The following is a 23,584-nucleotide window of genomic DNA, read 5'->3' on the forward strand; positions in this document are numbered from 1 at the left end:
CAGCTCTTACTGATCACGAATCGCCCTGACCGTTGGAGCGTCCGTCGAGCCGCCCATCAGAGCGCATGCCGGGATGCTCGTCGAGATGCCCATCGTTGATGCGGATCACCCGATCCGCCAGCGCGAGCATCGTCGGATCATGCGTGGCGACCAGCGCCGTCACCCCTTCGGACTCCACCACCCCGCGCAGCAGTGCCATCACCGACAGACCGGTCTCGGCGTCCAACTGCCCGGTCGGCTCGTCCGCGATCAGCAGCCGGGGCGAGGCTGCCAGCGCCCGGGCGATCGCCACCCGCTGCTGCTGCCCGCCGGACAGCTCAGCGGGTAGTTGCTCGGCATGGGCGGCCAGTCCGACCAGTTCCAGCAGCAGCGCGACCCGCCGCTCACGCTCCACCGGCGGTACGCGGGCCAGCCGTAGCGGGGCGCCCACGTTCTCCGCGGCCGACAACACCGGGATCAGGCCGAAGGTCTGGAAGACGTACGAGACCTTCTCCCGCCGTAGCAGGGACAGGCCGTCCTCGTCGAGGGCGGTGATGTCCGTTCCGTCGACGAGGACCGTTCCGGAGTCCGGGCGGTCCAGGCCGCCGATGATGTTGAGCAGCGTGGTCTTGCCGGAGCCGGACCGCCCGACGAGGGCGGTCATGGTGCCGGCCGCGAGCTCGAACGTCACATCCCGCAACGCGTGCACGGCGGTCTCCCCGCTGCCGTACCGGCGATGAACGCCACGCACGCTGACCAGGAGCCCGCCGTTCATCCGGCCCCGCCGCCGTCGGGACGGATCGCGACGTGATCGGCTTCCAGCACCAGCCGGACCCGTCGCGTCAACGCCAGCGCCTCCCGGTAGTCGCGCGGCACCTGAATCCGCCCTGCCCGGTCCATCACCGCGTATTCCTCGGCGATCACCTGCGGGGCGCCGTCATCTCCGGTGGCGGTACGCCGCAACACTTCGCTGCTGGTGCGCCCGTCGCGAATCGCCACCGTCCGCTCCACCTGCCCACTGACCGCGGGATCGTGGGTCACGATGACGACGGTGACGCCCAGCCGCCGGTTGATCTCCCGCAACAGCCCGAACACCGCGGCCGACGTGGCGCTGTCCAGTTCCCCGGTCGGCTCATCGGCCAGCAGCACCCTGGGCTCGTTGGCAAGGGCCACCGCGATGGCCACCCGCATCTGCTGCCCGCCGGACAGCTGCGCGGGCCGCCGCTCGGCGCACTCGGCGACGCCGAGCAGGTCCAGCAACTCGGCAGCGCGCCTGCGGCGTACCCGGCCGGGAGTGCGGGCCGCTGTCATCGGCAGGTCGACCATCTGCCGCGCGGTCAGGTACGGGATGAGGTTGGCGGCCGTCTGCTGGCGTACGAGTCCCACGGTGTGCCGCCGATACCGGACACGATCGGCCCGCGACATGTCCAGCAGATTCCACTGATCGACCCGCACCCGCCCGGCGGTGGGAGCGTCGACCCCGGCCAGGATGGACAACAACGTCGACTTCCCCGACCCGGACGCTCCGACGACGGCCACCATCTCCCCGCTGTCCACGACCAGGTCCAGCCCCTGCAGTGCCTGCACCTCGACCGACCCGGACTGGTAGATCCGCACCAGGCTCTCGCACACGATCAGCGCGTCTCGTCCGAACTCCGGCGCCTTCGCAGGCGGCTGCGGCAGGGATAAGGGCGTGATGGACATCCCCCTCCTCAACCCCGGCCCAGCTCTGCCTCAGGGCCAGACTCTATCGTCCTCGCAAATCGGACCCAAGACTCTTTCACACCGCGGATCTCACCGTGCGCTCGCGTGAAGGGTGTCGATACTCCGTTCACGGTCGTGAGCTGCGGGTTTGCTTGGCTTCCCGGTCGGAGCGGCGCGGGCCGATGCGCCGCGGCGGCTTCGTCACCTAGGACGCCGCCAAGGACGAGCTCGGCCAGGTGCGCGACCTGCTCGCGCCGGCCGATCCGCGCGAGCCCGCCACCCGCACCCAGATCGCCGACCTGATCAAGCGCACCCTGACCGATAGCAAGATCACCCAGGAGATCACCGTCGAACAGTGGCCGGCCGAGTTCCTCAACCGTGAGCGGAAGATCTAGGAGACCACCCGCCGCTCCTACGAGGGCCACATCCGGCTCTACCTCACCCCTGTCTGGGGCGGCTCAGGCTGGATCAGCTCAGGGTCAGCGACATCGCGTTGATGTTCGAGCAGATCGCGGCGTTCAACGACATCATCGCCGAACGCCGCGCCGACCCCGACCCGCAGGTCCGGGCCGCGGTGAAGTACCGGCGGCCGACCAGCATCGCCACCACGCACCGCATCCGCGCGACCCTGCGGCATGCGCTCAACATGGCCATGCGGCACTGATCGACTTCAACCCCGCCGCGGTCCTGGAGATGCCCGCCCACATCCGGCCCAAGCCACTGGTGTGGACTGACGACCCCGTCCTTGCCTGGCAGGCCGACAACCGCGGCTACCGGGAAGGAGAGAAGCAACGCCGGCGGCGGGGTCGTGCTCGGCGGTGCGGCCGGCCCGGTCAGAACGTCGTCTCCGCGGAAATGATCAGCACCGGCACCTACTGCGTCCGCTCACCCCGGAGATCGATTCTGCGACCTACGCGATCCAGGCGACACTCCGCCACGATGACCGGACCATCAGCGCCTACGGGCCGGGAGACGTCTGCGGAAACGACCCCAACGCCGTCACCGTCCGCGTCTGCCAGCAGGAAAGGCCGCAATCGGCAGCCTCGACCTCGCCGTCCGCTGAGGCCAAGCTGGAGGCGGCCCTCGCGGTGATCGGCCCGGTCCCCGCGCGGAGGCGGGGGCCGGGCCACATCCCACAGGACCAGCGCTTGAACTGCCGCGCGGTGCGTCTCCGTCGAATGTGGCTTCTGCGAGCGAAGGACTGGGATCAGGGCCGCATGTCCGGGTGGAGGGCTCGGGCGCACAGCGTGAGCGCTTCCGCGAGTGTCGTGCGGTCCGGGTCGTCGATCTCGGCGAGCATGACGGCTTCGATGCTGTCGAGGGAGCGGTCGCATCGCCGGAGGGTGCTCAGGCCTTTCGGGGTAAGGCGGGTGCGCAGAGCGCGGCCACCACGGGGATGCGGGTCGCGGCGGATCAGGCCGCGTTGTTCGAGATCGCGGATGACCAGGTTCATCGCCTGCGGGGTGACGAAGGCGATGCGGGCCAGGTCGGCCGAGGACGGGGCGTCGCGCAGGCGCAGCTCGCTGAGCGCCATGTATTCGGTGGTCGTCATGCCGTGCCGGGCGAGCGCTTCATCCAGGCAGGCGCGGATGCGGCGTTCCAGCCGGAACACCAGGTAGCTCACACGGGGCGGCGGTGCGTCCGGCGCAGCGGCCGCGGGGACACCCGGATCGGTCACCAGGAGACGATATCGCGCCCCGTCAGAACGGGCTCCAATGTAAGTTTCCCACCCCCATATCAAGGATCTTGATAGCAAGTTACTTGATAACCAGGGAAAACGGCTCTCTGCCAGGTGAACTGGCGGGCATGCGCAACAAGCGTGCATTGACGGTGGATCGTGGCCCTTCTATTTTCCAGCGACCGACGTCAATACGCGGCGGACCGATCCGCGGCGCGCCGCGGATATGGAGAGGAGGAGCGCGAATGAGACGATTGACCACGGTGCTGGCTGGTGCCTGCGCCGCGGCGCTCTTTGCCGTCATGACCGTGGTACTCGGATCGCCGGCCGTCGCCGCCACCCTGGTGGAGGTGACCAGCTTCGGCAACAACCCGGGCAACATGCGGATGCACATCTATGTGCCGGACTCGCACCCGGCCTCGCCGGCGATCGTGGTCGCGATGCATGGCTGCGGCGGCTCCGGTCCCGGCTTCTACCAGGGCAGTGAGTTCGCCTCGCTGGCGGATCGATACGGCTTCGTCGTCATCTACCCGACCGCCACCCAGTCGGCAGGGTTCGGCAACTGCTTCGACACCTGGTCGGACGCGGCCAAGCGGCGCGGCGGCAGCAGCGATCCGGTCTCGATCGCCTCAATGATCGACTATGTCGAGCGGAACTATCAGGGGGACCCGAACCGGGTCTACGCCACCGGAAGCTCGTCCGGCGGCATGATGACCCAGCACATGCTCGCCGTCTACCCGGACGTGTTCAAGGCAGGGGCCTCCTTCATGGGTGTGCCCTTCAACTGCTTCGCCGGCGCCTCCGACTATCCGCCCGGAAGCAGCAGGTGCACCGGCGGGAGCATGGACCGAACACCCCAGCAGTGGGGCGATGCGGTCCGCCAGGCGTACCCGGGATATTCCGGCCCCCGCCCGCGCATGCAACTGTGGCACGGCACCAGCGACACCCTCGTGCCCTACTCGCTGCTGCGAGAGTCGATCGAGCAGTGGACCAATGTGTTCGGGCTGAGCCAGACCCCGACCAGCACCGACACCCCGCAGGCAAACTGGACCCGCAGCCGGTACGCCAATCCGTCCGGCACCGTGCAGGTGGAGGCGTACAGCATCCAGGGCGCCGGGCATGCTCTTCCGCAGAGCGGTATGGCCCTCTACGCCATCGAGTTCTTCGGCTTGACCACCAGTCCGACCGACACCACGCCGCCGAGCACGCCAGGCACCCCGGTCGCGTCCAACGTGACCGCCTCCAGTGCCACGCTGACCTGGACCGCGTCCACCGACCAGGGCGGCTCCGGCTTGGCCGGCTACAACGTCTACCGGGAGCAGGGCGCCACCGACCCGCAGCTTGGCCAGTCCACCACCACCTCGATCACCCTGACCGGGCTGAGTGCCAACACCCAATACCAGGTGTACGTACGGGCGCGTGACGGCGCGGGCAACCTGTCGGGCAACTCCGCGCCGGCCACCTTCACCACGGCCGCCACCGGAGGCGACACCACGCCGCCGACCGCCCCGGCCGGGCTCACCGCCTCGGGCACCACCACAACCGGCACCAGCCTGACCTGGACGGCCTCCACTGACGACACCGGTGTGACCGGCTATGAGATCCTGCGCGCTCCCGGCGCGACGGGCGGCACGTTCACCCAGATCGGCACCTCGGCCACGACCTCGTTCACCGACACGGGCCTGACCGCGAACACCACCTACCGCTACCAGATCCGGGCGCGCGATGCCGCTGGTAACGTCTCACCGGTCTCCAACACCGTCCAGATCACCACGCAGGGAGGCACGACCGGTGCCTGCTCGGCCACCCCGACCGTGCAGTCCCAGTGGGGCAACGGGTATGTGATCCAGCCGCTGACCATCACCAACACCAGCACCTCGACGATCACCAGCTGGACCGTCACCTTCACCCTGCCGGCCGGGCACACCCTGACCGGCTCGTGGAACGCCACCGTCACCACCAGCGGCCAGACCGTCACGGTCAGAAGTGTCAGCCACAACGGCACGCTCGCACCGGGAGCCAGCACCACCAGCTTCGGCTTCCAAGCGAGCAGGCCCAACGGCAACACCGCCCTGCCGTCCGGCTACACCTGCGCCTGACCATCAGCGCGCGTCCCTGATCACGGCCCCGTCATTGACAGGTGGGACCGGGCCGTGATCAAGGAATCCGCGCCGGCGGGAGAACCGCCATCGTGCTGTGGCAGGGCCGGGCGACCGAAATCCCGCGCGAGCCAGCTCGATCGCTCGATCACGAACACTCGCGCGACACAATGGGTTATGGGACGAAAGCCCCCGCGCGTTCACCACTCTTGGGTGCGGCATCCCGCCCCTCCGCCTGTGCCTGACCCAGCGCCAGGACAGCAAGCCCTCACCGTCCGCCCTCGTCGTGCGGCGGCTCATCAGGGACCGGGCAGCTGATGGCGCAGGTGTTGACCACGTCACCGGAGGTGGGGCGGGGGATGGTGGCGCTGCGCGGCGGCTGCCGGCCGTGGTCGGCCGTCCAGCGCTCGAGCGCCTCGAACGCCGTCCGCATGCACGGGAGCAGGGGCCGCATGCGGTCGGGGAGGCGTCCTCGATGCGGTAGTAGCGATGCAGGGCGCCCCTGCCCTGCTTGCACACGGCGTCGGCGTACGCGTTGCCGTGCACCTTGATCGGCAGCAGCGTGTCCAGCGTGCCCTGCACGGTGATCAGCGGCTTGCCGATGCGGCCGGAGTGCGAGGCCCGCCGTACGGCGTCGTGCACGCTCTTCGGGCGAGTGTCGTAGTCGTAGTCGGCATCACAGTTCGGGGTGCCGCTCTGGCAGTACGGGATGCCCGCGTCCAGGTCGCCGTCGAAGCCCGGGCCCACCTCCTCGCGGTAGCGGCGCTGGGTGCCGTCCCACAGGATGCGGTAGTTGAAGTCCCACAGGAACTCCGAGCCGGGGACGAAACCCGCCCGCAGCATCGCGGCGTGCGCCCGCTCGTCGCCGGAGGCCGCGCACTTGGGGTATTCGCGCAGCGCCACCGGCAGGTAGGTCAGCGCGTTCGGCCGGTTGCCCGGCGGCCAGTACGTGCCTTCCGAGTCGACGTCGCCGTCGTACAACTCGGGGTGGTTCTCCAGCGCCCAGCGGACGAGCCGACCGCCGTTGGAGATGCACGCCGCTGCCCAAAGCGACCGTCAAGGGCAGTGTGGCCACCTACACCGACGCCGCCGGCGTGGGCGCCGACCTGGTGGTGACGGCCTTGTCGACCGGGTTCCGGTATGAGGTGGTGCTGCGCCAGCGGCCGTCGAAGCCGCTGGAGCTGCGGATCGGCGTCGATGACGAGGGCCTGACCCTGACCGAAGGTGGTCATAGACGGCCAAACGATCACGAACGTACTGAGCCCGACGCTCAAGGCGACTGTGACCGGGCCCGCCGGGCAAACGGTCCGGGCCGAGTTCGAAGTCGAGCACGACCCGGGCACCACCGGGCAAGGCACTGGGCAGATCTGGGCTGGATCCGTCGACGGCCTCGCATCGGGCACCCAGGCGAGCATCACGGTGCCCCACGGAGAGCTGTCGGACGGATGGACCGTCCGCTGGCGTGCCAGGGCGATCGCCGGAGAGGTGTCGAGCGACTGGGCCGCGTGGCACTACGTCACGCTCGATCTGGCTCAAGCCGGACCAGGACCGATGGCGCGAACGGCGGGGCCGGTGCTGCGCACCGATCAAAGTTTCACCGTCGCGGCATGGGTGAGGTGGGACGACCAGAATGGCGCGTACACCATTGTTGGACAAGATGGCGTAAATGCGGCGCCATTCCGGCTGGGAAACGACCCGGAAGACGGCCTCATCTTCAGCCTGACGTCGTCTGATGCCGCCGACGCGAGATCGGAAGGCGTCGTATCGGGCGTCAAAGCTCCCGCGAACTCCTGGTTCCACATCGCGGCCGTGTACGACAAGGAGAGCAGCACTGCGACTCTCTACCTCAACGGCAACACCATCGGGTTGCCGGTGCTGGACGAGAGCCAAGAAGACACGGAGGTGTCGGCAAGCGCGCCGATCAGTTTCCCGACCTGGAATTCCACCGGGCCGCTCACTCTCGGCACCGGCATGAACGGCAATCTCGACGAGGTGTGGGCCTACGATCGCGCCCTGTCCCACTCGGAGATCGCTGAGCTGGTGGACGGCAGCAGTTCCGAGGAGTTCGCTCCGCTCGCCGGCCAGGGTGACAGACGGTCCACGACAGCCATGGCCGCTCCGCAACCCATGACCTACGATCGCGTCGACCCGGAAGAATGCTGGAAGAAATTCGAGGACAACGACAGATACAAAGCGACCTGGCGGAAGAACCGCTTCAGCGGATGTCAGGTGCACAGCATCAAATTCGCCGGTGACGGCGCGGATACCGGGCAGTTCTACCTGATGCTCGTCGCCAGCACCTTCAACGGTCCGGACGGAGTTCCCTCCGGCGGAACCAGCCGGGACATGTACTTCGACGTCTATGTCAATGAGTTCAGGTTCACTGACTACGATTTCCTGGACGCGAACTATACGCTCGGCCTGAGCCCGGCACGAGGGCAGACGGCGTGCCGTCACATCACCTCATGGAACGGGAGCGCACAGCACAACAACATCACCAAAGAAGGCGACGAGCTGCGGGCCCTCAGCAATCCGATCGACGACAAGTGGCCCAAGCTCGCCACCTGGCGGTTCCGCGCCACTCCCGGAGACACGAGCGGAGCCGATCTCATCTCGAACTGCAACTTCAGCCCATGGATCAAGACCGACAGCGACGAGTGGGCAGATCCCATCAAGTTCGAATGGGGCCATGGCGCCACGCCGCAGCAGTTCACCATCCGGTGCGACTCCGCCACATACATCTCGAAGCAATTTCCGGGAGGGTGTGTGATGCCCGCGGCAGCGTCCATCAAATGGGAGCTCGGGGCTGTTTACGACGAAGCCTACATCCATTACTGGAAGGCCTGTTACGACAAGGGCGACACCTACCCCAAGAGGCCCGACAAAATCATCAAGGGCTGCGCGACCTCGGCCAACGAGAACCCCGGAGCACAGAACTACCTGCATCGGATAGGCCAGCCGGAGATCGATCGGAACCGCGGACGAGCCACCACCAGATGCAGAAGTCTCTGGCCGAACTACGGCACTCCCGTACCTCCCATGGTCCACATGGAGTGCGATGAGTTTCCGCCGGCATCCGCCGTGGAGCGGACACCGGCCGGGGACAGAGCAAGGAACTTGTCGGTGTGCGCCATGCCGGGCACCGCGGCCGGCCCCAACGGTAAAGCCGGCAAGGCCATGACGCGCTTCTACAATCGCGACCGGCTCCTGTACAAGGACGATCCATGGTTCTCGCGGTTTGCCACCAAGCTACTCCCCTATCCGGCCACACCGTTCAATCCGTCGATGGATTCCAACTGACGCGCGTGTCGCAGAATTAGCGTTCATGAGAAGCAGCCTCCGTCGCCGTGCGGCAGCCACCCTGCCGCACGGCGACGAAGGCGCATATAGGAGGGAACCCCGCTTGAATCCTTCAGATTTCCAAGAGTCAGTGCGGCGCTATCGAAGCTTGTTGAAAGAGGTGGCATGGATGGGCGAAGGGATGGCATGGACGGTGATCGTGCCGGAGTCCGGAAGCCTTTCTCTCGACGAGGTGGGGCGCCGTGTCACCGGTGGCGCGACTCCGCAGTTCCAGGAGTACGAGCCCGGTTACGCCGACCTGACGGCCTTCCGGCGGTCCGGAACGTCGGTGATGCTCTTCCAAGCCGAGGGTTTCACGCCTGTCGGGGAGCAGCCGATGCTGGGGCGCGTCAGCTCGGGCGCGCAGGTCTGGCATGTGCAGTGGAACATCACCGGAGCCCGCAGGCTGCTCTATGCCGTCGACGGCGGGGTCGTGGCCGAGGTCCGCGACTTCGATCCGAAAGGGATTCACGGCACGAACGCCGAGGCTCTCCGGGAAGAGGCGGCTCTGCTCGGTGGCACCCGGGACGCGTTCACTGTCCGGGCGAAGGCCATGGCGATCGTGGAGCAACGGACGAACGTCCGGCTGGAGAGGGAGTGGCTTGATCATCCTCAGCCCTCCCTGGAGATCGACTGAGCCTCGCGGGCGCTGGAGCCGCCATGCCCGCCCACGGGTCAGAGAGATGGTGGGGTGGGCGGCCGGCTTGGTACCGGTGAAGATCGCGGTGCGGCGCGGTGACCGGCGGCGATCACTCTTGCTGACACCTGGGTCTGCTGATTTCCCGGCAGAGCCCGGCGACAGCAGTCGCTATCCGTTCCCGGTGACCTGCCGGGCTACGCGCAGTTCGGCGTCGCGGGCACGCCGGAACCGGTCGAAGTCCCGGCGGTGGGCGGCGATGGCGTCGAGTTGAACGGCCTTGTCAGCGGCGGACCGGGCGGCGACCAGCCCGGTTGCCCGCTTGCAGCCGATGTCGGCCGTGGCGACGGCGAGCTCCCGGGGCGAGGCGTGGCCGGGTTTCGCCCACGCCGGATCGGGGGTTGAGGAGTTCCTGCTCAACCCCCGTCCTACCGGCGAGCAGCCGAGCTGTTCGCCGGCATCATCAAATGGACGAACTGGCGGGACGGTCAAGGAACGATCACACTGCCGAACCAGCCGACCTACTACGGCGACGTATCCCTGATCCAGGCGGGATCCGGCCGGGTCACGAGCCCCACCATCTTCAACGGCGGCAGGGACTCATCCGTCAAGGAAGTGGGTGGGCGGGCGGTTCTCGGTCTGCTCTCGGGAAGGCGACCAGTACTGCATCGGCGGCGCCAGCACGAATCCCGAATCCAACGGCCAGATCTGCCGCTTCAAGGTCACCGACATCGGCTGGAAGGTCGAGTACGTAGACCCGAAAACCCGGGAATACATCGGCACGGTGCGGTGGGTTCAGGTCGGCAAGAAAACCGGCAGGTGCCCGGTCGGCGGTGATTCAGGCGCGCCGGTCTACACTTTCCGCCAGAGCGATGGATACGTGGTGGCCAAGGGCATCTTCAGCGGCGGAGTCGGCGATGACGCGCCTGTCCAGTCCACCTGCGTGACTTACTTCACCGACATCCATGACGTGATGAAGGCCGTCGGCAAGGACATCTACAAGAAATGAATCCTCTGGGCGCGTCCTTCCTGTGGCGCATGTGCTGCCTCCTGGTGTTGGCCGTCGCAATTTCCATGGCGGCCTCCATACGGGAGTCTCAGCCGGCTGAACCACCCTTCAATGGGTTGATCGATACGGTCGAGGTGGAAGGACGGGCCCTCATCCTGCACGCGTTCAGCATGAAGCCCACGGAATGCCTCAAGGCCGACGAAGCCGAAGCGTCCGAGCTCGAGACGAGCGTGCGGGTCCGGGTAGTGCTTCGCGACGTCTGCCCGCGACGTGAGCGCACGCTGGTTGAGAAGTGGCGGGACGAATTGTGGCCGCGTTCTTACATCGGTGGTCGCGGCGGGGTCGTTTTTGTGCCCGTCACGCTCGACCGGCCCTTGGGGCGCCGGAAGGTCCTCGACGAGGCGGGCCGCGAAATCCGGGTCTGCCCGATCACGGGCTCGCGATTGAAGACCATGAGGCAGTGCCTGGCGTAGGCGTGGGTGCCGAATGCCATGTCATGTCATGTGACCTGCTGGTATTCGATTCGTGGATGAGCCCGCCGACTCGGTCGCGCAGGAGAATGCGTAACTGTACAAGATGGCGTTCACGATTTCTCGCAGGTCGTGCACAAGCGCTGCCGTACCCGGCCCGCGCCGGACCGGGTACGACAGGCCGTCAAGGTCGGTTCGATCAACGCCCACCGGTGTGCGGTGCCATAACTCATCACGCCATCTGATCTGACCTTCTAATCCTCAGCACTCGTGTTCTCACGCCTCCTGTACCTGCTGATGGTCCGGTTCTTCGGCCGGTTGGCACTCCTCACGCGGAGTGACGCCTCCAAGGAGGTGGAGATCTTGGTGCTGCGTCATGAGGTCGCCGTCCTGCGTCGTCAGGTCACCCGGCCACGACCGGACTGGCCCGACCGGGCGCTGCTGGCCACACTGGCGGCTGCCCCCAGGCACCTTGTTGTCCTGGCACCGTCGGATGGTCACCCAACGCTGGACTCCACCGATCCCGGATGAGCTGCGTGATCTGGTGGTCCGGTTGGCCAGAGAGAATCCCGATGGGGCACCGGCGGATCCGGGGTGAACTGCTCAGCCTCGGCCATCGGATAGGAGAAGGCACCATCCGCCGGATCCTGGCCACGGCCGGTCTGAGCTTCCCCCCGTACTCCTAACACTTGATCTAAGGTCACCCCCGATCGAATGCGAGCCCTTGCTGGCGCGTCTGTCGTCGCACACCGTGGGGGTGGAGGTGGGACCGATGGCAAAGACACGTGTGCAGGTCAGCAGGCGATACGGCTGTGTGGACGCGGAAACGGGACGTCAGCGAGGCATGGCGTGTCCGCGTCTGCCGGTAGATGACGATCACGGGTTCTGGGCAGCGACCACCCCAACACCCTGATCTCCCCTAACAACCTCGCCGGAGCGTACCGGGCGGCTGGTGATCTGAGCCGCGCCATCGCCCTGCACGAGGCGACCCTCGCTGAAAGTGAGCGGCTGCTGGGGGGCGGAGCATCCGACGACAGGCGTAATCCGGAGGAGGCTAGGCGAGACAGTGGTATGGAGGAGGGCTGATCGTTTTCGGGTGTGTTTCATAGGGCGATGCTGATGATGCGGCCGCCGGGCTTGAGTAACGTCCGCGCGGCTTTGATCGGCAGCGTGCCGGCAGTGACGAGGACGAGGTCGAACCGCATTGTGAGCGAGACACTCTGTGGCGTTACATAGGCGAGGGCGGGCACCGACGGTTCGCGGAGTTGACCATCGCGGCAGCCCGGCGCGGGGATCGGCCGTGCGTCCATGTCCGCATCGGCCGAACAGCCGATCTCGGCCGGGCGTGCCGACGGCGTCCACCCGTCGGCACGCCCGGGCCGGGCCGGACGTCAGTCGAGCGGGCCTCCGACCACGACGACGTGGCTGCCCTCCGCGGGCATGTGCGCCAGGCCGCCGCTCCACTTGACGGTGTAGGTGTGTTCACCGCCCGCCTGGGGGGTGTCGGTGAAGCCGAACGTCGACTCGCCGTACACCTGGATCGACGGCAGCTGGACCGTCTCGGTGCCGTCGCGATTGGTGACGGTGCGGAAGACCTCGATCAGCACAGATGACGGGAGCCGGCTTGCGGAGGTCAGCGCGCCGCTGAACTGGAGCTCCTTGCCGGCGGCAGCTCTCTCGGGGCCGGAGAGCGTGAGCTCCGTCTGGGCCTTGGCCACCGTGATGTCAAGCGTGGCGGTGGCCTGCCCGTAGAGGGCGTTGCCCGGCCAGCGCACCTCGTACTTGCCCGTCCCACCGAGCGGCCAGGTGTCGGTGATGGTGAAGGTGCCGTCCGCGGCGGTCGTCACCGCCGGGAGCGTCTCGACCGGACGGGTCGGAAGGTCGCGGGTTACCGTCAGCCGTTGCTCACCGGGGACCGAGCCGTTCGCCAGGGTGAGCTGGCCCATCAGGGTGAACGGCTGGAGCGCGGTAGCCGAGGACGGCGGCGTCAGGCTGATCGAGGACTTGGCCTTGACCACGTTGACGGTCGCCGACGCCCTGCTCAACCGGAACGCCGAGTTGCCTTGCCAGAGCACCTCGTACCCGATCGCCCCCGTGACCGAGGGCGTGTCGGTGATGGTGAAGGCGCCGTCGGCGGTGGTCGTCGCCGCCGGGAGGGTCTCGCGGGTGCCGTCCGGCAGCCGGCGGGTCACCACCAGCGGTTGCGCCCCCGGTGCCGAGCCGTCGGAGAGCGTGAGCCGGCCCGTAAGCGTGAGCGGTTGGAGCACGGTTGCCGACGACGGGGCCGTCAGGGTGAGCTCCGACATCGGAAGGGCGACGTCGGGCACTCTCCACAGATAGAGCCGGCCGGACTCGCCTTCCACCACGCCGAAGACGTCCTTGCCGGTGTGAACGAGGGTCTTGTCAACCAGCCGCACGTCGGGGTTCGCGTATGTGAAGGTCTTCGTGCCCGTGGCCGTGTCGAAGACGCCGACGGACGTGTCGTCCCACCTCCCGCCGACCACGGAGGCGCCGTCGGGACTGAGTGCGACTGCGTTCGACCGGCCGGTGAACGTCGGCTCCACACCGTAGCTGCGGATCAGGGTCAGATCGGTCGTGTCCCAGGCGTCGTACCTGCTGGGAGTGTTGTACGTCGTGAACACCGTCGAACCGTCAGAACTGATGGCGAGGTCGTTCAGGCCGGAGAAGTCGTGATCGTGGCCGTTGATCTCGCCCCGGAGGGTGGCGCCGGAACCGGACACGTCGTAGACGGCGAAGGAGCCGGGATATAGCCCCTGGCTGCCGACCACCAGGGTCGTCCCCGCGGCGCCCACGATGGGGACGCTGTAGGCCCCCGTCACCAGTTGCGTCTGCTCCGGCTGCGGTGCCGCCACGTCGATGCTCACGACGCCGCCGGTGCCGGGCTGGGCGTAACACCCGTGGCCGACGTAGAGCCGGCTGCCGGACAGCGACAGGTACCAGGGCGAGGGGCAGGCGAACGCCTTCAGGTCGATGCGCCGGGTGACGGCGAGGGAGGCGGTGTCGATCTCGGCGACCTGGTTCGCCTCGCTCAGCGCTGCATACAGCCGGGCACCGTCGGGTGCCGCGGCGAGGCCGATCACACCGGGCAGGTCGGTGATGACACCGGTGAGCGAGCCCCGCGAGTCGGCGACAACGATCCGGTCGCTGCCGGAGATGAAGATCTTGTCGTTCGCCGTGGTCACGTCGGAGGCCCAGGAGAGGTGCTCGCCGAGGTCGGTCATGAGATCGGTGGCCATGGCCGCGGGGGCCTGGGCCACGAACAGGCCGGCCGCCAAGGCGACGGCAGCGCCGCGGGTGAGGAGCCGGTGGGTTAATCGGGAGAACGTCGTGCGGGTCGACGACGAGCTTTCTGACATCACAGTCCTTTTGGTTCACAAGTTCGAATAGCAGTAACGATCAACCCATAAAGGATCTTTGGCGTCAAGTTGGACAAGGAGTCAGCCGATCACGAATTGACAACGTGTCGAACTCCCGGCAAGCGCCCTGGCGGGTTGCCCGCCCAGAGCCCCCGAGCAGCCTCCGACCGCGCCGGGGATGGGGTCCATCGTCGTGCTGGCTGAGAGCTTGCCAACCTCTCGCCGCCGGGCGGACCGATGCGCTCCCAGGGCCCTGTCGAGAGAGGGCCCTGGAGCGCGCCCAGGACAAACCTGGAGACACAGCCGGGACCATGGGCCAACCGCGGTCCCGTTTTGCATGTTCAAGACTGTCCTGAAAACGGGTCTTGGGCTCAAGTGATCAGTGCACCACCATAAGTTGATCTTTGCGAACGCACGCTAGGCGTACCAATGCATCACGTCCGGCGCTTCCTGGCGCAGACCGGCGGCATCCGCCGCCGGCCCCAGCGACGCGCCCTGGCACGCCTTTCAGCAGCCGAGCGAGAGGAGATTTCACGCGGGTTGGCGGCCGGGAAGCAAGATCCTTTAGTGTCGCGGAGTGTCATTTGACGGTAGTTCGTACCGCCTCCGCGCACATTGCCTGTCAAGCGGTGCCGGGCCCTGACGACACGTGACGGGGCGTACGAGCACGCACCGAGCACGGCGAACACCCTGTTGATCATTGCATCACAGCTGCGCAAAATGATTCCGCGCTCCAGACCACAGGTAGAGATGACGCCGCTGTGCTCGGCGCGTGCTCGCACGCCCGAACTGTCCCTCCCGCGCCCCACGGACAAGCCGCTGTCCGACCTGCCTTGAGGAGCGACATACCCCTCCGTTCAGACCCGGCACGAGCAATCCGAGCCCTTTCCGACCGCGGATGCCCTATTCCATATTTGCGCTACCACGAGCGAGGACGGCAAGGTGGACGATTGAGAGGGCGAGCCGTTCGGCATCGCGTCAAGTCATGCCTCCGTCCAACCACAACACGGCAGATGCTGCGTTGGGCACTCGTGCCGATGTCCGCCCTGGCCGCTTTGTCCCTGCCGGCTCCTATCAGGCCGGCCCTCGTACGCCGTCCTGCTGAATGACGCTCGAGCAGGCCCTCATCGCCGACGTGCTCCCGTCGGGCCAGCACCTTGCCGTGATGAGATGGAGATCATCATCTGCGACGATCGGCGCATGAAGCGCATGAGCGTCGCGCTGGTCGTGGCCGGCCTGCTGAGCGTGACGATTCCCGGCGGCGCCGTGCACGCGGCTCCCGCATCGGAGTCTCTCGACTCCGTCGTCGAAGCGATCAAGAAGCAGTTCGCGAAGAAGAGCAGCGTGCGCTTCTCCGTCAGGCGACGCGGCGGCCCTCCGCCCTCGGAGGATCTCAAGATCTCCGGCGCGTACCGCTTCAACGCTTCAGGCATGTACGCCGCCGACCTCACGGAGATCTCCTACGAGAAAGCAGCGACGGGGCGATCCCGAGAGATCACCATAGGCCGAGAGTTCTACTCACAGAGCTACGTGCGTTCCGACAAAGGCAAGTACACCTGGAAGTCGCCACCGACGCTGGGGGAATGGGACTACGGGCGGAACTTCGCCGGGGTCGTCTGGGGCAAGGACCTGGTCAACGGGATCAACCTGGGCTTTCTCGAGTTGGTCGCCTCTTACGGTGCGACCAGCGCCGACGGCGGAACCTTCGAGGGAGTGAAGACGACCCTCCACAGCGGTACGGTGACGGTTCTCGACCTGGGTGAAAGGCAGGCCGGGATCTCCTTCGGGACCGAGGACGGCGGCCCTGGGCACACCGGCGGACAGATCACCTGGAAACTCTGGGCGGGCCCGGACCACCTGCCGAGACGCTTCCACGCCATCATGAAGTTCACCCGGCCGGAGGGCGGCAAGGCCGAGACCATGACGATGAACATCATCTATCGAGGATGGGGAACCCCCGTCAAGATCGCGGCCCCGCCCAAGCACCTCATCGCCGACGGCTGGTGACGGACAATCCGCAGAACAACGCGGTACTTCGGAGCTCTCACAGCAAGCCGCTCCTGCGCAGCAGCCGGTGAACAATGAGCACGGCGACGACCATGACGCCCAGGGCGCGGGGACAGCCGAACGGCCTGTCCCGCTCGGAAACACGGTTTCGTGCTCTGAACTGCATGTGCTGCTCTTCATCGAGCACGGCACCCGACGCCTACACCTGGCCGGAATGACTGCACACTGCGCGTGCCGATAATTGCATCCGTCCATGTCATAGCCCTGCAAGGGCTTCGCATGGTGTAAGGCACGAATACTCGATTCATGCGCTGGCCTACAGCCCCTCGGCATGCCTGCAGATCTTGAGCGACCGCTTAAACCACGGAGCTGGAGATCCATTGTGTTCAGCGAACCCTCAGATCGGACGCAGTGGCCGAATATTCGGGCCCCACACGTACAGCGCGGCGACTTGAAGTCCACTGCGCTGATGAAATGCTCGTTGACGGCGTCCTCCGGGCAGATCAGCTCCGCTGCGCCAATACCAGCGCGATCGGTCGGCCGGTTCTGTGTCCGTAATCTGCCAGTAGGTCGGTCAGGGGCCGAACCTCCATCGCGACATGTTTTATGGGTTGCGTCCACGGGAGTGGTGTACGAGTTTGACCTGGTCACAGGCGTGGCGTCGTGAAATGAAGACGGCCATCGCGTGATCCTTCGAGTAGCAAGATCAAGATTCGAAGGAGAACCAGGCGATGGCCGTAGACAACAGTGTGACGCCCACGCAGTGGCTGGCGCGGCAGATCGAGACCGACGACCCGGATCTGTTGCGATCCATGGTGAAGACCATGGCCGAAGCGTTGATGTCGGCCGAGGCAGACAGCCTGTGTGGAGCCGGTTATGGCGAGCGCAGCAGCGAACGGACCAACTCTCGCAACGGCTACCGCGGACGCGAGTGGGATACCCGCGCCGGAACGATCGACCTGGCGATCCCGAAACTCCGGTCGGGCTCTTACTATCCGGACTGGCTGCTGGAGCGGCGCCGTCGGGCCGAGCAGGCACTGATCAGCGTGGTCGCCACCAGCTACCTGCTCGGCGTCTCCACACGCAGAGTCGACAAGCTGGTCGAGCAGCTCGGCATCAAGCACATCTCCAAAAGCCAGGTCTCGCAGATGGCCAAGACGCTGGATGAGCAGGTCGAGGCGTTCCGGACACGAGCTCTGGACGCGGGTCCGTACACGTTCGTGTGGCTGGACGCGTTGACGCAGAAGGTGCGTGAGGGCGGGCGCACGATCAACGTGCACTGCCTGGTGGCGACCGGTGTCAACGCCAACGGCCAGCGCGAGGTCCTCGGCCTGGAGGTCACCAGCGCCGAAGATGGCGCCGGCTGGCTGGCTTTCCTGCGCGGCCTGGTCGCACGTGGCTTGTCCGGCGTTCAGCTGGTCGTCTCCGACGCCCACCGCGGGCTGGTCGAGGCCATCGGCGCCAGCCTGCCGGGCACGGCCTGGCAGCGCTGCCGCACCCACTACCTGCGCAATCTGCTCACCACCGTGCCCAAGAGCGCGCAGCCGTGGGTCGCCACCCTGGTGCGCACCATTTTCGACCAGCCCACCGCCGAGGCCGTCCGGGCTCAGCATGCCTGGGTCATCGACGCTCTGGAGGCCAAGTATCCGGCCGCCTGCGAGCATCTGGACGCCGCCCGCGAGGACCTGCTCGCTTTCGCCGTCTTCCCGCGCGAGACCTGGCGCCAGATCTGGTCGAATAATCCGCAGGAGCGGCTGAACAAGGAGATCCGACGCCGCACCGACGTGGTCGGCATCTTCCCCGACCGGGCCGCGATCATCCGCCTGGTCGGCGCGGTGCTGGCCGAGCAGACCGACGAATGGACCGAAGCCCGCCGCTACATGGGCCTGGACATCCTTGCCAAGGCCCGCGTCCGGCTCATCACAAGCGACACACCGGCCCAGAACCCACTCCCACAGACACTTACCGCTTAACCTGCAGAAACAGGATCACGCGAAGATCGGTTCATACACCACGTCCGTGGACGTGACCGTTTTATGCCATGAACGCCCTGAGCGTGGTGAAGGCAGGATGCTCGTGACCTGTTTGAGCGGGCGCTACAGGGGTGGCGCCGGATGCCGGGCGAGGACCACCCCGACACCTGATCTCGATGGACAACCGCGTGCGAAACGCCCTTGAAGATCGCGAAGCCAAGCGCTCATCTCTGGCCAGCAGGTCGCTGCCATCGTCGATCACGCCCTTCTCTCCCTGACCGCCCCACGCCGCTGACCTCGTGCCACCGGCAGTGCGCGGGACATGAGGGAAGCGCTCATCCCGGCCTGCGACGAGGGCCGCACGTCCAGAATTGGGTCAACTATCGCACTCCGTGCGGGTCGTCATGGACGCCGTGGGTACGGATCGAAGGTGATGATCGACGAGCGGGAAGGCGTGGACGTCACGCCCACAGTGGACTGGCTGTTGCATCCCGTGCCCCGGGACGAGTACCTGCGGGACTTCTGGAAGGAGCGGCATTTCCTGCTTCGTCGAAATGCGCCGGATCACTACGGCGACCTGTTCTCACTCGCCCGCTTCGACGAGCTCCTTTCCGGCTCCGACCTTGACGCGGGCTCGGTGCGCGTGGTCCGGGCCGGACGCGCCGACGCGGCAGGCGATGCCGTCGGGAGCCAGCGGCTGGAGGATCTCTACGACCGTTACCGTCGCGGCTCGACGATGATCATGCCCTCGGTTCACGAGCGATGGCCTCCGCTGCGGGACCTGTGCCGGCGTCTTGCGTACGAGTTCAGCGCGAGATGCCGGGTCAACGCCTATCTCACGCCGCCGATGGCGCAGGGGTTCGGCGTACACCGTGATTCCCACGATGTGTTCGTGCTGCAGGTTGCCGGCGGCAAACGCTGGAAGGTGTACGAGGCCGGACCTGAGCCGGAGCGGACCGGCCCTTGTGAGGAGTTCGACCTGCGGCAAGGTGATCTTCTCTATCTGCCTCGCGGCATCCCACACGAGGCCGCGTCGACGCATACGGCGTCCCTGCACCTGAGCCTCGGCGTCTTTCCCATCACCTGGGCGGACGTGCTGTTGGCCGGGTGCGAGGCGGCCGTGGACGGCGACGCCGCCTTCCGCGATTCGCTGCCTTTCGGCTTCGCCCGCACAGCCAGGGCTCGTGACGAGACACGGGAGCGCATGCAGGAGCTGACCGCCCGGTTGTGGCGGGCCGTCGCGCCGGATGCGCTGGTCGACGACGCGGTCGACCTGGCGCTCCTCACGGAAGGAGACCGGCTGAACGGGCATCTCCTCGACCTCGTGTCATTGGCTGCCCTCGATCACGACACCGTCGTCCGGCGCAGACCCGACCTGCGGTGGGAGATCCGGAGGGACGCGGGAACCATGGTCATCGCGTTTCACGGCAAGCGGCTGAGCATCCCGTCCCGCCACGAGGAAGCCTTCCTCCGCATGGCGACCGGCGAACCCTTCACGACGAGCGGGCTGAAAGGGGAGGCCCGCCACGAGATCAAGCTCTCCCTGGTACGCCGTCTGCTGGAGGAGGGCTTTCTGACCCTTTCACCGCCACTGTGACCGGCTCTTCCGGCTTGCGGAAGATGCAGCGCACCACATGCCAGTGTTTTGGCTCCTCCCTGGCGTCGATTCCGTCGTATCGCTCCTCGCGCAGGACGACCGGCTCCAGCCGCTGGAACACCGCCCCGGCCGCCGCGCCGCGCACGAAGGTCCTCCCTTGCCTCCGCCCCGCCCAGGCGTCCTCGGGGCCGAAGAACGTGCAGCACAGGACGCCGCCCGGGGCGAGGCCGCCAGTCATCGCCTCCGCGAGCCGGACGACGTCGGCCCTGGGCAGAAAGGGCAGGACATGGATCGCGACCATGAAGGAGTAGACCCCGGCCGCGATGTCCAGGTCGCGGACGTCGGCGTGGAGGACCTTGAGTCGCGAGTGCCGCCGCGTGGCCGCCAGCGAGACGGTGCACGGGTCGGTGTCCACAGCGTCGACCGAGAAGCCGGCCGCCAGCAGGAAATAGGTGTCGTTGAGCGGGCCCGCGCCGATGTCCAGGGCACGACCCCGTACGTCGCCGAGGACGCCGAGCCCTTCGACGACGAGAGAGTTGGGCCCTCGCCCAGCCCGGAGGGAGGCGTAGGTCACCCTGTCCGCTAACCGCTCACCTTGAGGACCATCTGCTCGGCCAGCACCTCGATGAGAGCGATCCGTTCTTCGCCGGTCAGGCCGCCGGGGAGCTCCCTGACGTAGAAGGCGCCGGTGCGGGCGATGAACGCCAGGGCGTCGGCGGCGATCGGGTTGGCGCTCATCAGCGGTCTGCCCGAGGGGTCGAGCAGTTCGACCTGGTTCCCGCCGCGACGCGTCGTCAGCAGCCCCGCCTTCTCGTTCACCACCCGCCGACGCAGAGTGACTTTGCGGTGGTCGTACCAAACGTCGGGAAGGGGCGACCCGAAGATCTCCGCATAACGATCGCGGAACATGGCGAAGGAGGCGACCGGGCGCTCCCCCTCGCTCGCGCCGGCCACCCCGGGGTCGTTGCCTGGGCTGTGGTGGATGTAACGCCCGAAGTAGTCGCGGCAGAACTTCGTGTACAAGCCGGTGAAGAGGATGAAGTGGTGCCAGGCGTCGTCGACCCGCATCGAGTGCATCCGCCAGAACTTCGACTCGTCGACCTGAGTGAGCACCAGATACTTCTTCGCCTCGGCGAACAGTTCCTCCGCCTCCTCCTCCGTGTCCGCGATCTGCTCGTTCATGAGCCGTTCGATGAGGAAGGGGGCCTTGTAGTCCAGCGCGGCGAGTGGGCTTTCGGTGATCATGGCAGTTCCCTCACTCCTGCGGTGGTTTCACCCGGCAGCTGGAGATACACACGCTGCTGCAGTCCCTGCAGGTCGCACAGGGGCTATGGCAGTCGGAGCGCTGGGTCTTGACCCGCATGTGGAGCCGGCCCGTGCGTATATCCCGAATGTCCTCCGACGTCACCGCGTCCTCGGCTGTGTCGGCCTGCCGGACGACGACGGTGGCGCTCCGTCGCACCCAGACGACCTTCGCGCCGAAGAGCATGACGCTCTGGGGCACGTTTTCGACATGAAGGATGTCCCCTTTGGGGATCTCAATGGCCGAGCCCAGGTTCTCCAGGCTCGGATACAGCGCGATGGATCCGTCGTGCTCCGAGGGGCCCACGTATCCCCAGAGCGTCATCGTGTCCGGCTTTCCCTCCCGGAGCAGCTTGACCAGGAGAGGGTGCTCTTCAAGCGAATCAGCGTCGATGCTCATACCGTGCTCCCCTTTCTCCCGAAGAGTGACATCGCGCGCCTTTGCCAACAGCGTGGCGCGCCGCCGCTTTACCGAATCCGGTGCCGACGCAGCCGAGCCCGGCCGGTCCTTCGCCGGCCTATCGATACTCCGTGATCGCGTTCCGGCCGATCGCCTGCAGCGGCAGGGGCATAAGGTGCAGAGCTACAACCGCGACATCGTCGGCGTGGCTCCGCCGCACCGGTCGGAACAGGCCCGTACGCTGGCTGGACCTGTGCCGCGGCACGGCCGACCCTCGACGAGGCCGCCCACTACTCGGGACCGGCGCCGAGATCGTCGGCGTGGACCTGGACGCGCGCAGCATCCGCCTACCGATCGACCAGTGGCGCTCAGGCCGTGCGCACCTTCTGCGCTCAGCTCAGCGCGACCTGGTCGGTCGAAGTGCGGCCATGCTGGTGGAACGCCAGCGACCGCTGGGAGATCGACTGTGCGCCTGCCGACAACTGGCTCCCATACCCGCTGTCACGGACGGTGGATGGTGGAGGTGGGGCAAATGGCGAAAGCCCGTGTGCAGGTCAGTAGGCGATGCGGTTGTGTGGACGCGGAAACGGGACGTCAGCGAGGCGTCACGTGTCCGCGTCTGCCGGTAGGTGACAATCACGGCAGCTGGTATTTCGCGGTGCAAATACGCGGCCTGGACGGGCAGCGGCAGCGCGTCCGCCAGTGCGGGTATGCCGACCGCGAGGAAGCCCAGGCCGCTGGCCAGGCTCTGATCACCGCTGACCGCGACGGTGCAGGGGCCGGATGCAACGTCGGACAGTGGCTGGCACGCTGGCTGGCCACCAATGACGCTCTGCGTCCGTCGACCCAGCAGGGCTACGCGACACACATCCGCCTCTACCTCATCCCCCACCTGGGACGGATCCGGCTGCTAAAGCTCACCTCTCGCGACATCAACGGACTACTCGCGTCCCGTCCCTCGCCGCCCGGCCACCAACTGTCGCCCGCTACCGTGACGCGGATCCACGCCACCTTACGGACCGCGCTGAACGCGGCGGTGCGCGCCCGGCTGATCCCGGTCAACCCGGCCAACGGAGCCGAACTCCCCCATCCCCGCCGACCGCATCCGATCGTCTGGACCGCCGGGCGGACGGCCCGTTGGCAGCAAGCGGGAGAGCGCCCGGCGGTGGCGGTCTGGACCGAACAACAACTCGCGGCATTCCTGACCGACATCGCGCAGGACCGCCCCTACACCGCCTGGTGGCCGGCCGCACTACGCGGCCTGCGCCGCGGAGCTGGCCGGGCTACGCTGGACCGACGTCGACCTGCAGGCCGCGAAGCTGACGGTGACGCAGCAGCGGGTGCACGCCGACGGCCACGTCGTGGTCGGCCCGCCGAAAAGCGCCGCCAGCTGCCGGGTGGTAGCCCTGGACGCGGAGACCGTGCGGATACTGACCCGGCACCGCGAGCGGCAAGAGGAGCTGAGCGCGAGGGCGGGCACACGCTGGCGGGAGTCGGGATACGTGTTCACCACCGCGGACGGCGCGCCGCTGCGACCGGACTACCTCACCGGCCGATTCCGCCTGCTGGTGACCGCCTCCGGACAGCCGCCCATCCGGCTGCACGATCTCCGCCATGGCGCCGCCACTCCGGCGCTGGCCGCACGCACCGACCTGAAGGTGGTGCAGGCCATGCTGGGGCACGCCAGCATCGTGCTGACCGCCGACACCTATGTCTCGGTGCTGCCGGAGGTGGCCCACCAAGCCGCCCGGGAAACGGCCCGGCTGGTGCTGAACGCCGCGTCCGCGCTGAGGCGGCCGCTGGGCGGCTGACTCAGCTTTGCCCCACATTTGCCCCATGCCGCCCCAGCGCACGGGCGTGGCCTGAGTTTGCCCAGGTGGAGAAGCGCGCCCTGCAGGATTCGAACCTGCGACCGTCGGATTAGAAGTCCGTTGAGTGATGCTTCGTGCCACCTCAGCACGTTTTGCGTGTCAGGCGGTGCCGGGCCCTGACGACACGTGACGGGGCGTACGA

The 23,584-nt window shown here is 67.1% G+C and carries 24 protein-coding genes, 1 tRNA gene and 1 pseudogene; 14 read left to right on the forward strand and 12 right to left on the reverse strand.

Going from position 1 to position 23,584, the window contains the following annotated elements:
- Window positions 1-13 precede the first annotated feature (13 nt).
- Window positions 14-754 carry an ABC transporter ATP-binding protein gene (locus AB0J87_RS57645; protein ID WP_363983485.1) on the reverse strand — a complete coding sequence of 247 codons (741 nt, stop codon included), beginning with the start codon at window positions 752-754 and terminating at the stop codon, window positions 14-16.
- Window positions 751-1,683, reverse strand: coding sequence for an ABC transporter ATP-binding protein (locus AB0J87_RS57650; protein WP_319709680.1), 933 nt, complete (start codon window positions 1,681-1,683; stop codon window positions 751-753). Before AB0J87_RS57650 ends, AB0J87_RS57645 begins: the two co-directional genes overlap by 4 nt.
- Window positions 1,684-1,919: 236 nt before the next feature.
- Between AB0J87_RS57650 and AB0J87_RS57655 the strand changes: the two genes are divergently transcribed.
- On the forward strand, window positions 1,920-2,078 hold the full coding sequence (locus AB0J87_RS57655) for a hypothetical protein (protein ID WP_363983488.1): 159 nt from the start codon (window positions 1,920-1,922) through the stop codon (window positions 2,076-2,078).
- Between the two features lie 101 nt (window positions 2,079-2,179).
- Entirely contained in the window at window positions 2,180-2,347 is a 168-nt protein-coding gene (locus AB0J87_RS57660) for a hypothetical protein (protein WP_363983491.1), read from the forward strand.
- 543 nt (window positions 2,348-2,890) lie between these two features.
- Here AB0J87_RS57660 and AB0J87_RS57665 read toward each other — a convergent pair.
- Window positions 2,891-3,361, reverse strand: a complete 471-nt coding sequence (locus AB0J87_RS57665; protein WP_349449740.1) for a MarR family transcriptional regulator — start codon at window positions 3,359-3,361, stop codon at window positions 2,891-2,893.
- Between the two features lie 245 nt (window positions 3,362-3,606).
- On the opposite strand from AB0J87_RS57665, the gene AB0J87_RS57670 reads away from it, so the two are divergent.
- A complete protein-coding gene (locus tag AB0J87_RS57670; protein ID WP_363983495.1) occupies window positions 3,607-5,460 on the forward strand; it encodes a PHB depolymerase family esterase in 1,854 nt (617 codons plus the stop codon).
- Between the two features lie 3 nt (window positions 5,461-5,463).
- On the opposite strand, the gene AB0J87_RS57675 is transcribed toward AB0J87_RS57670, so the two are convergent.
- Entirely contained in the window at window positions 5,464-6,441 is a 978-nt protein-coding gene (locus AB0J87_RS57675) for a hypothetical protein (RefSeq protein ID WP_363983498.1), read from the reverse strand.
- A 243-nt stretch (window positions 6,442-6,684) separates the two neighbouring features.
- Between AB0J87_RS57675 and AB0J87_RS57680 the strand changes: the two genes are divergently transcribed.
- Complete coding sequence (locus tag AB0J87_RS57680; protein ID WP_363983501.1) at window positions 6,685-8,760, forward strand: LamG domain-containing protein; 2,076 nt, start codon at window positions 6,685-6,687, stop codon at window positions 8,758-8,760.
- A 25-nt stretch (window positions 8,761-8,785) separates the two neighbouring features.
- A complete protein-coding gene (locus AB0J87_RS57685; RefSeq protein ID WP_363983504.1) occupies window positions 8,786-9,436 on the forward strand; it encodes a hypothetical protein in 651 nt (216 codons plus the stop codon).
- A gap of 171 nt (window positions 9,437-9,607) precedes the next feature.
- On the opposite strand, the gene AB0J87_RS57690 is transcribed toward AB0J87_RS57685, so the two are convergent.
- On the reverse strand, window positions 9,608-9,856 hold the full coding sequence (locus AB0J87_RS57690; protein WP_363983507.1) for a hypothetical protein: 249 nt from the start codon (window positions 9,854-9,856) through the stop codon (window positions 9,608-9,610).
- 199 nt (window positions 9,857-10,055) lie between these two features.
- Here AB0J87_RS57690 and AB0J87_RS57695 point away from each other — a divergent pair, with 199 nt between their 5' ends.
- The 4 genes from AB0J87_RS57695 to AB0J87_RS57710 all read left to right on the forward strand — a co-directional run bounded on the left by AB0J87_RS57695 (window position 10,056) and on the right by AB0J87_RS57710 (window position 12,001).
- Window positions 10,056-10,445: a hypothetical protein gene (locus tag AB0J87_RS57695; protein ID WP_363983510.1), complete on the forward strand. Its 390-nt coding sequence runs from the start codon at window positions 10,056-10,058 to the stop codon at window positions 10,443-10,445.
- Entirely contained in the window at window positions 10,442-10,918 is a 477-nt protein-coding gene (locus AB0J87_RS57700) for a hypothetical protein (protein WP_363983513.1), read from the forward strand. The genes AB0J87_RS57695 and AB0J87_RS57700 overlap by 4 nt, the downstream gene beginning before the upstream one ends.
- Before the next feature lie 267 nt (window positions 10,919-11,185).
- Window positions 11,186-11,446 carry a hypothetical protein gene (locus AB0J87_RS57705; RefSeq protein WP_363983516.1) on the forward strand — a complete coding sequence of 87 codons (261 nt, stop codon included), beginning with the start codon at window positions 11,186-11,188 and terminating at the stop codon, window positions 11,444-11,446.
- A 354-nt stretch (window positions 11,447-11,800) separates the two neighbouring features.
- Window positions 11,801-12,001 carry a tetratricopeptide repeat protein gene (locus AB0J87_RS57710; protein WP_363983588.1) on the forward strand — a complete coding sequence of 67 codons (201 nt, stop codon included), beginning with the start codon at window positions 11,801-11,803 and terminating at the stop codon, window positions 11,999-12,001.
- A 17-nt stretch (window positions 12,002-12,018) separates the two neighbouring features.
- Here AB0J87_RS57710 and AB0J87_RS57715 read toward each other — a convergent pair whose 3' ends face one another.
- Together AB0J87_RS57715 and AB0J87_RS57720 are read right to left on the reverse strand one after the other, a co-directional pair.
- Window positions 12,019-12,225 (reverse strand): hypothetical protein, encoded by a 207-nt coding sequence (locus tag AB0J87_RS57715; protein WP_363983519.1) that lies wholly within the window; start codon window positions 12,223-12,225, stop codon window positions 12,019-12,021.
- An 81-nt stretch (window positions 12,226-12,306) separates the two neighbouring features.
- Window positions 12,307-14,292, reverse strand: coding sequence for a WD40 repeat domain-containing protein (locus AB0J87_RS57720; RefSeq protein WP_363983522.1), 1,986 nt, complete (start codon window positions 14,290-14,292; stop codon window positions 12,307-12,309).
- Window positions 14,293-15,462: 1,170 nt separating this feature from the next.
- Here AB0J87_RS57720 and AB0J87_RS57725 point away from each other — a divergent pair.
- Complete coding sequence (locus AB0J87_RS57725; RefSeq protein WP_363983525.1) at window positions 15,463-16,299, forward strand: hypothetical protein; 837 nt, start codon at window positions 15,463-15,465, stop codon at window positions 16,297-16,299.
- Window positions 16,300-16,336: 37 nt separating this feature from the next.
- Here AB0J87_RS57725 and AB0J87_RS57730 read toward each other — a convergent pair whose 3' ends face one another.
- Window positions 16,337-16,486, reverse strand: coding sequence for a hypothetical protein (locus tag AB0J87_RS57730; protein ID WP_363983528.1), 150 nt, complete (start codon window positions 16,484-16,486; stop codon window positions 16,337-16,339).
- 544 nt (window positions 16,487-17,030) lie between these two features.
- On the opposite strand from AB0J87_RS57730, the gene AB0J87_RS57735 reads away from it, so the two are divergent.
- Together AB0J87_RS57735 and AB0J87_RS57740 are read left to right on the forward strand one after the other, a co-directional pair.
- Window positions 17,031-18,272, forward strand: coding sequence for an IS256 family transposase (locus AB0J87_RS57735; protein WP_363983531.1), 1,242 nt, complete (start codon window positions 17,031-17,033; stop codon window positions 18,270-18,272).
- Between the two features lie 433 nt (window positions 18,273-18,705).
- Window positions 18,706-19,869 carry a cupin domain-containing protein gene (locus tag AB0J87_RS57740; protein WP_363983590.1) on the forward strand — a complete coding sequence of 388 codons (1,164 nt, stop codon included), beginning with the start codon at window positions 18,706-18,708 and terminating at the stop codon, window positions 19,867-19,869.
- On the opposite strand, the gene AB0J87_RS57745 is transcribed toward AB0J87_RS57740, so the two are convergent.
- The 3 genes from AB0J87_RS57745 to AB0J87_RS57755 are packed head-to-tail and all read right to left on the reverse strand — an operon-like array spanning window position 19,805 to window position 21,571.
- Window positions 19,805-20,443 (reverse strand): class I SAM-dependent methyltransferase, encoded by a 639-nt coding sequence (locus tag AB0J87_RS57745; protein WP_363983534.1) that lies wholly within the window; start codon window positions 20,441-20,443, stop codon window positions 19,805-19,807. The two genes, AB0J87_RS57740 and AB0J87_RS57745, sit on opposite strands and share 65 nt — an antisense overlap.
- An 8-nt stretch (window positions 20,444-20,451) precedes the next feature.
- A complete protein-coding gene (locus AB0J87_RS57750) occupies window positions 20,452-21,114 on the reverse strand; it encodes a hypothetical protein (RefSeq protein ID WP_363983537.1) in 663 nt (220 codons plus the stop codon).
- 10 nt (window positions 21,115-21,124) lie between these two features.
- Window positions 21,125-21,571 (reverse strand): hypothetical protein, encoded by a 447-nt coding sequence (locus tag AB0J87_RS57755; protein ID WP_363983539.1) that lies wholly within the window; start codon window positions 21,569-21,571, stop codon window positions 21,125-21,127.
- Between the two features lie 532 nt (window positions 21,572-22,103).
- Between AB0J87_RS57755 and AB0J87_RS57760 the strand changes: the two are divergent.
- Together AB0J87_RS57760 and AB0J87_RS57765 are read left to right on the forward strand one after the other, a co-directional pair.
- Window positions 22,104-22,496 (forward strand): annotated as a pseudogene (locus AB0J87_RS57760) (hypothetical protein); the annotation flags it as partial.
- A 349-nt stretch (window positions 22,497-22,845) separates the two neighbouring features.
- On the forward strand, window positions 22,846-23,382 hold the full coding sequence (locus AB0J87_RS57765; protein WP_363983592.1) for a site-specific integrase: 537 nt from the start codon (window positions 22,846-22,848) through the stop codon (window positions 23,380-23,382).
- A 77-nt stretch (window positions 23,383-23,459) separates the two neighbouring features.
- On the opposite strand, the gene AB0J87_RS57770 is transcribed toward AB0J87_RS57765, so the two are convergent.
- Window positions 23,460-23,530: transfer RNA gene (locus AB0J87_RS57770), tRNA-Arg, on the reverse strand.
- Window positions 23,531-23,584 lie beyond the last annotated feature (54 nt).

It is taken from the genome of Nonomuraea sp. NPDC049625 (assembly GCF_040675285.1).
Lineage (GTDB): Bacteria > Actinomycetota > Actinomycetes > Streptosporangiales > Streptosporangiaceae > Nonomuraea > Nonomuraea angiospora_A.

Coding starts and splice junctions, on each gene's coding strand:
- AB0J87_RS57725 (WP_363983525.1), top strand. CDS start 15,463: ATGGAGATCATCATCTGCGACGATCGGCGCATGAAGCGCATGAGCGTC.
- AB0J87_RS57735 (WP_363983531.1), top strand. CDS start 17,031: ATGGCCGTAGACAACAGTGTGACGCCCACGCAGTGGCTGGCGCGGCAG.
- AB0J87_RS57670 (WP_363983495.1), top strand. CDS start 3,607: ATGAGACGATTGACCACGGTGCTGGCTGGTGCCTGCGCCGCGGCGCTC.
- AB0J87_RS57740 (WP_363983590.1), top strand. CDS start 18,706: ATGATCGACGAGCGGGAAGGCGTGGACGTCACGCCCACAGTGGACTGG.
- AB0J87_RS57755 (WP_363983539.1), bottom strand. CDS start 21,571: ATGAGCATCGACGCTGATTCGCTTGAAGAGCACCCTCTCCTGGTCAAG.
- AB0J87_RS57715 (WP_363983519.1), bottom strand. CDS start 12,225: ATGGACGCACGGCCGATCCCCGCGCCGGGCTGCCGCGATGGTCAACTC.
- AB0J87_RS57645 (WP_363983485.1), bottom strand. CDS start 754: ATGAACGGCGGGCTCCTGGTCAGCGTGCGTGGCGTTCATCGCCGGTAC.
- AB0J87_RS57650 (WP_319709680.1), bottom strand. CDS start 1,683: ATGTCCATCACGCCCTTATCCCTGCCGCAGCCGCCTGCGAAGGCGCCG.
- AB0J87_RS57720 (WP_363983522.1), bottom strand. CDS start 14,292: ATGTCAGAAAGCTCGTCGTCGACCCGCACGACGTTCTCCCGATTAACC.
- AB0J87_RS57660 (WP_363983491.1), top strand. CDS start 2,180: ATGTTCGAGCAGATCGCGGCGTTCAACGACATCATCGCCGAACGCCGC.
- AB0J87_RS57685 (WP_363983504.1), top strand. CDS start 8,786: ATGAGAAGCAGCCTCCGTCGCCGTGCGGCAGCCACCCTGCCGCACGGC.
- AB0J87_RS57700 (WP_363983513.1), top strand. CDS start 10,442: ATGAATCCTCTGGGCGCGTCCTTCCTGTGGCGCATGTGCTGCCTCCTG.
- AB0J87_RS57750 (WP_363983537.1), bottom strand. CDS start 21,114: ATGATCACCGAAAGCCCACTCGCCGCGCTGGACTACAAGGCCCCCTTC.